We start from the raw sequence: 8,930 nt of genomic DNA, 5'->3' as shown, positions 1-8,930 counted from the left end.
ACAGGCGGTATTTACTGGCAGTCCTTGCGGCGGGAGCGATGGTGGCGTTCACCGCGCCACCCGCGTCCGCGGAGTCGGTCCCGGTCACCGACCCGATTCCCGAGCAGCCGATCGTGTCCAACCTGGCGCTGACCCTGCAGGAGTTCGCCCAGTTCCCGCAGTCGGCCCCGACCCCGGCGCCCACCGACCCCAGGCTCATGCGCTGGGCCCGGATCAACTACATCGGCGAGCTGCCGGACCGCTCCGGCCGGCTCTACGTCCCCGACCTCAACGGCAAGCTCTATCTGGTCGACCGCGCCGGCACGCCACACGAGTACCTCGACGTGGCCGCCACGTTCGCGCCCGACTTCGTCTCCGGCCGCGGCCTCGGCACCGGGTTCGGCTTCGTCGCGTTCCACCCCGAGTTCGCCCGCAACGGCAAGTTCTACACCGTCCACTCGGAATGGGACGCCGCGCTCACCACGAAGACACCCGACCTCACCGCGCAGCCGAACACCCGCTTCCACGCGGTGATCGACGAGTGGACGGCCACCGACCCGCGCGCGGCGACGTTCAGCGGCACCCGCCGCGAGGTGCTCCGGCTCGGCTTCGCCGGCCAGATCCACGCCATCCAGCAGATCGACTTCAACCCGACCGCGCGGCCGCACGACCCGGACTACGGGTTGCTCTACATCGCGGCCGGCGACGGCGGCCAGGGCGCGGGCAACGGCAACAACGATCCGCAGAACCTGGCCATCCCGCAGGGAAAGATCCTACGTATCGACCCGCTGGGTACGAACAGTGCCAACGGCCGCTACGGCATCCCGGCGAACAACCCGTTCGTCGGCACGGCCGGCGCGATCGGTGAGATCTACGCCTACGGCATGCGCGACCCGCACCGGTTCAGCTGGGACCCGCGCGCCGGCAACCGGTTGTTCCTCGGCCACATCGGTGAGCACGCCATCGAGGCGGTCTACGACGTGCGGGCCGGCGACAACCTGGGCTGGCCCGACCGCGAAGGCAACTTCGTGTTCAACAAGGCGGACCGCTGCCACCTTTACACGCTGCCCGACGACGACGCGCAGTTCGGCTACAACTACCCGGTCGCCGCGTTCGACCACGACCCGCCGCCCGGCCTGCCGTGCACCGCGGACTCCGGCCACGCCATGTCCGGCGGCTTCGTCTACCGCGGCTTCCGCGTGCTTCCGCTGTACGGCAAGTACCTGTTCGCCGACCTGGTGACCGGCGAGATCTTCTACAGCAACGCCAACGAGATGCGGCGCGGCCGGGAGCGCGCGCCGGTGCACGAGCTGCGGGTCGTGGACGCCGGCGGGAACCTGGTCACCATGGCCGATCTGGCCGGCAGCGCGCGGGTGGACCTCCGGTTCGGCCGGGACGGCAGCGGCGAGCTTTACCTGCTGTCCAAAGCGAACGGGAAGATCTGGAAGATCACCGGCGTGCGTTGCGTCAACCCGTGAAGGGAGGAAACATGCGACGACTGACCGCGGTTCTCGTTGCCGCCCTTGGCCTGGCGTCCGTGCTGGCGAGCCCGGCCGGCGCGGCGCCCGACCTCGACTCGCGGCACCGCACCGACGTGTTCCCGACGCTGACCCGGAACCTGGTGTCGTTCTACGACTTCGAGCACCCGGCCGCCGGAAACCCCGCCGTGGAAAGGGATCAGGGCCGATCGGGCACCGACATCAACCTGATCAACGGCGGCGCCGCGATGCGGGTGCCGGACGGCGCGCACCCGGCCAGCCGGAACTCCATGCAGGCCAAGCAGGTCAGCCCCGGCGTCACCAGCACCGACGACTGGAAGGCCGGCCTGTACTCGGAAACCAGCGTGCCCAGCCTGCGCGCGTTCAACGCGGTGCGCGAGATCACGATCATGGGTTGGGTCAAGGTGACCGGCGAGAACCCCGGCCGCAGTTCGGCGACGGGCTTCTACGGCGCCGTCGGCCTCGCCGGCATCCTCAGCGGGGACTCCGACGGTCACAACGTCCGTGCCCTCCTCGAGCTGATCGAGGTGAACGGCGTGCTGCGGGTGGTCGCCCTCGGCCGCCGGACCGACGGCGGCAGCTCGCAGACCTTCGCCGCCAGCGAGGACTGGCACACGATCCTGCCGCAGGACGAATGGGTGTTCCTGGCCGCGACGTTCAACTTCGACACCGGCGAGATGGCGCTCTACCGCAACGGCCGCCCGGTCGACGGCTTCTCCGTGGTGGCCGGGGATCCGTGGCAGCTCCAGAGCACGCCGAGCCCGCACCTCAGCTCGCCGACCGACCCGCGCGGCATCAAGATCGCGGGCAGCTTCCCGCAGAACACTCGCGAGCGAAACCCCTGCAACTGCCGGTTCGACAGCCTGATGTTCCTCGACCGGGCGGTGCGCCCGTGGGAGGTCTTCGGGCAGTACGTGATCGCGTCCCACGGCCGGCGCTGACCGGGAGGGGCGCGGGCGTCAGCCGGACACGGTGACGTTCGCGCCCGCCCGGCCGACCTTGCCGGCGTTGTCCATGACCAGCAGGGTCACCGTGTACGTGCCGGGCGCCCGGTAGGTGTGCGGCACCGCCGTCTGGCGCGCGCCGCTGCTGGCGCGGCCGTCGCCGAAGGTCCACGACCAGAACACGATCGTGCCGTCCGGGTCTTTGGAGCCGGCCCCGTCGAACGAGCAGGACAGCCCGGTGCAGGTGGCGGTGAAGCTCGCATTCGGCGCCTTCGGCTGTGGTTTCGGTGTCGTGGTGGTCTGCGGCGGGGGCGGCGGCGTCGTGGTGACCGGCGGAGTGGTCGTCGTCGGCACGGCGGTCGTAGTGGTCGTCGTCGGCGACCCGGCGCTGCTGCTGCTCCCGATCACCGGCCCGGGCAGGTCCGGCACCGGCTGCACCTCGCTGGCCGACCGGGTGGCCAGCGACGCGACCACCGCGAACACCGTGGCGATCACGACGCCCGCGATACCGAGGATGGCGTAATGCCCCTGGCGGATTCGGGGACCCTCATCAGTCGGCATCACAGCAGCGCAACGTACCAGAATCACGCTAGGGTAATTCCCCGTGTGCCACAGCGATGATTCCCGCCCGCCCGCACCCCCGGTCTCGCTCGGCGTGGAAAGCCAGGCCGAGCTGCGCCTGACCGCCGCCGACGGCACCGTTTTCCTGGCCCACGAGGCGCGCCCGGCCGCCCCCAACGGCCGCGGCATCGTGATCCTGCCGGACGTCCGCGGCCTGCACGCGTTCTACCGCGACCTCGTCGCGCAGTTCGCCGACGCCGGCTTCGACGCGGTCGCGATCGACTACTTTGGACGGACGGCCGACACCGACGCCCGCGACGAGGCGTCCTTCGAGTTCATGCCGCACGTCCAGAAGACCACCCCCGAGCAGATCGCCCAGGACGCCGCCGCCGGCATCGCCCACCTCCGCGCCCTCGACAACGCCCCGTCCGCGATCTTCACCGTCGGCTTCTGCTTCGGCGGCGCCAACTCCTGGCGCCAGTCCGGCCACGGCCACGGTCTCGCCGGCTGCATCGGCTTCTACGGCGGCAAACCCCTCGAGCGCGTCGCCCCCTGGATCCCGTCGATGACGGCACCCCTCCTCATGCTCCTCGCCGGCATCGACTCCACCACCCCCGAAGAGTTCGACGAGTTCGCCACCAAGGTCCGCGCCACCGGCGTCGACGTCGAGTCCCACACCTACGAAGGCGCCCCCCACAGCTTCTTCGACCGCTCCTTCGCCGACCACAAAGCCGCCTGCCAAGACTCCTGGCAACGCATCCTCGACTTCACCGAACGCCTCACCTGAGACAGGTGCAGGCATCTCGGGCGTGTCCCGCGTTCACGTAGCCGTGTTACGCGCTCAGGTAGCTGTGTTCCGCTGCTGCGTAGCTATCCGGCACGACTGCGACGACAACCTTGTGTGAGTGCAACTGTTGACGAGCGGGTGCTCGGCCACCCGCTTCAGTTCGGCCTCGACGATCCACGGCACCACGACCCGCCACCCCGCCTCGACGAAGGCCGAGGTGACGGCCGATCCCAAGCCACCGGTCCCACCGGTGATCAACGCGGTCCTGCTCACCGCCCAAAGCTTGCCAGAAGCCGGCCAAACCGGCTGTGCTCGAACATCAACATGGGCCCAGTGGGGTTCTTCGAGTCCCGAACAAGGATGGCGTCGCCGGGCCAGGCCAACTCAACGCAGTTATTCGGGTGGCTGCGCGAACTCGTCCGCCACGCCAGCTCCACGCACTCGATGTGATCACTGAGAGAACTCGTCCGCCACACCAGCTCCGTGGGGTTCGGACTCATCGTGCTCCCTCCGAGGCTCGCCCAGCTCAACTGCCAGGCTGGCAATCCAGTCCCTGGATTGTCCCTCTGTCAAGGCAACGCGCGCGAGCTCATCAGCCATCCGGCGGTAGGCAGTCGTGGTCTGCCTGCGCTCGAGGAACAGCACTGAGGTCTCGCTTTCGATGTGCACGACCGGATGCAATTCAGTGAACTCCATGAGATGGAACGCGTGGTACGTCGCATGGAATCCGATGTTGTCGGGAATTACCCGAATCTCGATGTAGGGCCTAACCGACATGCGTAGCAGGTGATGTATCTGCTTGCTCATGATGTCTCGACCAGGACCGGTGCGGCTCAGAACGTACTCGTCGAGGAAGAACCGGCATTGCGGTGGGTGCGCTTGTGCGAAGACCTCGGTGCGGCGCATCCGTGCTGCGATCCGTTTGTCAAACTCCTCCTTTGGAATGGTCGCGGACCCGCGCATGAGTGCGAGGGCATACTCAGGGATCTGGAGCAATCCGGGAACGATGGCGGTCTCCAGGCTGGTGATGCCGATTGCTGAGTTCTCGTAGTCGATCAAGGTTGTCAGTTCGGCCGGGAGGCGGTCGTCGTAGTCCTGCCACCAGCCGGGTTCGTGGGCGTGGGCGGTGAGCTGGATCAGGTTCTGCTTGGCGGGTCCCCTGATCCCGCACACCGCCAGGACCGCCGCCAGGTCGGGGACGCTGATGCCGCGGGTGCCGGTGTAGATTCTGCTTACTCTGGAATCCGACCAGCCGAGTCGGCGTGCCAGTTCCCGATTGGTCATGCCAGCCGCTTCCGCCGCCCTGCGCAGGGCCAGACCCAATTCCCGGGCGCGGACCGTTGGCCGTGGGTTGCTCATGGAGAAATACGCTAGATCGGCCCCTGTCCCGTCCGCAGCGACACGCCGAAACATTCACCCGTTCACCATGGGTGGGACAAGGGGCCAATTATTCCGCGGCCGACTCTGGGGGCCGGCGGCGCTGTCAGGGCCGTTTCAAGATCGTTTGGGTGGCGCCTCAGGCGGTGCTACCCGAGGCCGGTGGCGTGCCGGTGGTGCTGAGCCGTGCGGCACCTCAGTGTCCATTGTGGAGTGGATGCGAGGAAGGCGTCCTTTCTCACGCCCAGCGTGAGAAAAGCGTCCTTCATCGCACGACTTCGCCAGCCACTGGAGTACCTGGCGTCACCACAGTCCCATCAGCAAACAGCAACCACTCAGGTGATCTTGAAACAGCCGTGAACGCTACGAGCGTGGCAGTCGAGGGTCGAGCTTCCTCGCGAAGAAACCGACGCCGCCTTCAAAATCTCGTTAGCCCGACGCAATTCTGCGTTCTCACGGAACTCCCGCAAGTACCGCATCCTCCGGGCCATGATCCACATCCTCACTCGACGAGTGAGCCTCCATCAGACCCGGGGCGGTTCAGTGGCTGGGGTGGTTGGGGTTGGGGTGGCTTGGTACGGAGCAGGGTGGTGGAGAAGATGGCCAGGAGGGCGAGGAGCGCGGCGCTGACCAAGGATGACCAGTGGACTCCGGTGGTGAAGGCGGTGGTGATCGCGTCGGTCAGGTCGTTGGCCGGTGGGGTGGGCAGGGTTCGGGCGGTGTCGGTGGCGCTGGCGACGGTGGCTAGGAGCGATTCCCGTTGTTGTGCGGATAGGCCTGGGGGTAGGTCGTTGGTGAGTTGGGCGCGGTAGACCGCGGCGGTGATGCTGCCGAGCACCGCGATGCCTAGGGCGCCACCGAACTCGTTGCTGGTTTCGGACAGCCCGGCCGCCGCGCCGGCGGAGTGGGCGGGTGCGGTGGCGAGCATGGCGTCGGTGGCGAGCAGCACGACCATGCCGACGCCGGTGGTTGTCATGCAGCTGCCGGTCACGATGAGCGGTAAGCCGTTGTGCTGGTTGACGAAGAGCATGGTCAGGAAGCCGGCCGCGGCGATGGACAGACCGAGTCCGATGACCGTGCCGAGCGGACGCGTGCGGATCAGGATGCCGCCGAGGAACAGACCGACGAACAGGGCGGTCACCGCGGGCAACCGCCACAGCGCCGCTTCGAACGGCGGGATGCGCAGGATCACCAGGAAGTACTGCGAGGTGATCAGCAACAGGCCCAGCATGGCGAACTGCAGCACGGTGTTGACCGATACCGCGACCGTGAACTGCTTGCTACGGAACAGTTTCAGGTCGATCAACGGGTCGGTCCGGCGGCGCGCCCTGCGTACGAACAGGTAGCCGAGCACCGCTCCGAGGACGATCGCCTCGATGCTGGGCGGGGTGATCGCCAGTTCGCCGAGCTTCTTGCCGCCGTAGACCACCAGAAGCACCGCTGCCAGCGACAGCAGCGCGCCCAGGGGGTCGAACCGGCCGGCCCCGGGCCCGCGAACTTCCGGCAGGAGCACCGGTCCGAGCGCGACCAGCAGCGCCATGACCGGCACGTTGATCAGGAAGACCGAGCCCCACCAGAAATGCTCGAGCAGGGTCCCCGCGACCACCGGTCCGACCAGCGCGCCGGCGGCGAACCCGGCTGTCCACACCCCGATCGCGACCCGCCGCTGTGCCGGGTCGGCGAAGATGTTCCGGATCAGGGCGAGGGTCGACGGGGTCACGGCGGCCCCCGCCACGCCGAGCAGGGCCCGGGCGGCGATCAACTCCGCCGGGCTGGTCGAGTACGCCGCGAGCAGCGAGGCCAGGCCGAACCCGGCGGCGCCGATCAGCAACACCAGCCGCCGGCCGACGCGATCTCCCAAGGAGCCCATCGTGATCAGCAGCCCGGCCAGCAGGAAGCCGTAGCTGTCCATGATCCACAACAGCTGGGTGCCGGACGGTCTCAGGTCGACGGTCAGGAACGGCCCGGCGTAGAACAGCACGCTGATGTCCATGGCGACCAGCAGGCACGCCAGCACGATCACGGCGAGGGCGAGCCATTCCCTGCGCCCGGCCACGACCGCGTCCGGGCCGGATGTCCCACTCATCGCGAGCTTGTGGCGGGCGTGGTTTCGGTGGCCGGGCATACCGTGCCCGGCGGGGGCAGTGTGCCGTCGACGAGGTAGGCCGCCATCCGGGTGCGCGCGCAGGAGGAATGCAGGATGCCGGTGTGGCCGTCACCGTCCACAGTGAGCAGACGGCTGCCGGCGATGTCCCGCTGGACCCGCTGTGCCCACCGGTACGGTGTCGCCGGGTCGAACCTGGTGTTCACCAGCAGAATCGCTGGTGCGCCCAGGACCCGCAGCGGCCGCGGCGGGTTGGCCGCGGGCACCGGCCAGCCGACGCAGCCACTCGTCCAGTCCCAGAACTCGGAGTACCGCCAGGAATGCGGCGCGGCGACGCGCAGCAACGCGGCCTGTGCGGCCAGGTCCGGGAATCCTCGGGTGGCCGGGGCGAAGTCGTGGCAGCCGACGGTCCGGTAGGCCGGATAGGTGGAGCTCAGCGAGTTCACGGCCAGCATGAGGCCCGAGGCATCGGCCGGTCCCGCCGAATCCGCCGCGGCGCCGAGGGCGGCGGCGAGCTGCGGCCAGGTCACGCGCAGCTGCAGCAACCCGTACGCGCCCTCGGTCACCTCCTCCGCGGTGACCGCGCGGCCAAGCGACACCGCCGGCAGTTCGCCCCGCGCGGCGGCGCCGATCACCCGGTCGTACACACCGAGCACGTCCTGCCCGTGCAGTGGGCACTGGTCACTCCCGGCGCACCACTGTCCGAACCGGACAAGCGCGGTCTCGGTGGCGCGCGCTTCGTCGAGCGCGGCGGCCCGGGCGGGCAGGCTGTGGTCCACCACGCCGTCGAGCACCATGGCCCGGACCCGGCTCGGATGCCGCTCGGCGTACAGCTCGCCGATCTCGGTGCCGTAGGACAGGCCGAGCCAGGAGATCCGCTCCGCGCGCAGCGCCCGGCGGATCGCCTCGACGTCCGCGACAACGCTGAGCGTGTCGACGTGGTCGATCAGCGGTCCGGTCGCCGCCCGGCAGCCGTCACCCGCCTGGCGGTTGAACCGGACGAGCGCGGCGAATTCCGCCGGGGTGCGCGGAAACGGGCGCACCGCCGGGTCGTGCAGCGCCGAGCGGCAGGCGATCGGCGTGCTGGCGCCTACTCCGCGCGGGTCGAACCCGACGATGTCGAACCGTTGCCGCACCGTCGCGAACTCCGGCGCCTGGGACAGGGCGGGGTCATAGGCGACCGCGCCGACGCCCGATCCGCCGGGGCCGCCGGGATTGAGCAGCAGCGCGCCGATCCGGCTGGCCGGGTCGAGCGCGGGCAGCCGGGCCAGCGCCAGCGAGATCGTGCCGGCGCCGGGCCTGGTGGGGTCGAGTGGCACGCCGACGGTGGCGCACTCGGCACCCGGCTGCGCGGGGCCCGGGCAGGGCGCCCAATGGATCGCCGGCTGGGCAACGGGTTCCGCGGCGGCGACGCCGCCGGTGAGCAATGCCAGCGCGATGGCGGCGCCGGCGAGCGGACGGGTCTGGATCATCGGCGGTCACCGTGGCCCGAGGTGTCGGCGCGGACCGGATCGGCCGGCGCCGGCGGGTCGGTCGAGCGGACGCGGCGCACCGTGCAGAGTGCGCCCTTGGCCGGCACCAGCGTGACATGCCGGACCCGGCCGTGTTCCGGTTCGGCCGTGGTGGTCTCGAACTCCTTGCGCCGCAACACTTCCGCCAGCACGACGCGCATCTCGACA

General features: G+C 69.5%; 9 protein-coding genes. 3 read left to right on the top strand and 6 right to left on the bottom strand.

The genetic code is table 11. The features are described from left to right. Together VGR06_RS01840 and VGR06_RS01835 are read left to right on the top strand one after the other, a co-directional pair. Positions 1 to 1,457 (top strand): PQQ-dependent sugar dehydrogenase (locus tag VGR06_RS01840; protein WP_327557154.1); only part of this gene is annotated, 1,457 nt, incomplete at its 5' end. A gap of 11 nt (positions 1,458 to 1,468) precedes the next feature. Further along, complete coding sequence (locus VGR06_RS01835; protein WP_327557153.1) at positions 1,469 to 2,419, top strand: hypothetical protein; 951 nt, start codon at positions 1,469 to 1,471, stop codon at positions 2,417 to 2,419. A gap of 18 nt (positions 2,420 to 2,437) precedes the next feature. On the opposite strand, the gene VGR06_RS01830 is transcribed toward VGR06_RS01835, so the two are convergent. Beyond that, positions 2,438 to 2,983 (bottom strand): PKD domain-containing protein, encoded by a 546-nt coding sequence (locus tag VGR06_RS01830; protein WP_327557152.1) that lies wholly within the window; start codon positions 2,981 to 2,983, stop codon positions 2,438 to 2,440. Between the two features lie 43 nt (positions 2,984 to 3,026). Here VGR06_RS01830 and VGR06_RS01825 point away from each other — a divergent pair, with 43 nt between their 5' ends. After that, positions 3,027 to 3,770 (top strand): dienelactone hydrolase family protein, encoded by a 744-nt coding sequence (locus VGR06_RS01825; protein ID WP_327557151.1) that lies wholly within the window; start codon positions 3,027 to 3,029, stop codon positions 3,768 to 3,770. 269 nt (positions 3,771 to 4,039) lie between these two features. Here VGR06_RS01825 and VGR06_RS01820 read toward each other — a convergent pair whose 3' ends face one another. The 5 genes from VGR06_RS01820 to VGR06_RS01800 all read right to left on the bottom strand — a co-directional run. Beyond that, entirely contained in the window at positions 4,040 to 4,270 is a 231-nt protein-coding gene (locus tag VGR06_RS01820) for a DUF397 domain-containing protein (RefSeq protein WP_327557150.1), read from the bottom strand. Further along, complete coding sequence (locus VGR06_RS01815; protein ID WP_327557149.1) at positions 4,221 to 5,129, bottom strand: helix-turn-helix transcriptional regulator; 909 nt, start codon at positions 5,127 to 5,129, stop codon at positions 4,221 to 4,223. Before VGR06_RS01815 ends, VGR06_RS01820 begins: the two co-directional genes overlap by 50 nt. A 520-nt stretch (positions 5,130 to 5,649) precedes the next feature. Then, positions 5,650 to 7,233: an MFS transporter gene (locus tag VGR06_RS01810; protein ID WP_327557148.1), complete on the bottom strand. Its 1,584-nt coding sequence runs from the start codon at positions 7,231 to 7,233 to the stop codon at positions 5,650 to 5,652. After that, the gene (locus VGR06_RS01805; RefSeq protein WP_327557147.1) at positions 7,230 to 8,723 is read right to left on the bottom strand and encodes an alpha/beta hydrolase; all 1,494 of its coding nucleotides are present in this window, start codon (positions 8,721 to 8,723) and stop codon (positions 7,230 to 7,232) included. Before VGR06_RS01805 ends, VGR06_RS01810 begins: the two co-directional genes overlap by 4 nt. Next, positions 8,720 to 8,930: hypothetical protein (locus VGR06_RS01800; RefSeq protein ID WP_414637126.1), on the bottom strand; the 211-nt coding region annotated here is incomplete at its 5' end. The genes VGR06_RS01805 and VGR06_RS01800, both read right to left, overlap by 4 nt.

Source organism: Actinophytocola sp., from assembly GCF_036002505.1.
GTDB lineage: Bacteria > Actinomycetota > Actinomycetes > Mycobacteriales > Pseudonocardiaceae > DASYTH01.
Note: the sequence above shows the minus strand (reverse complement) of the source record. Positions and strands in the feature narration are given on the sequence as shown.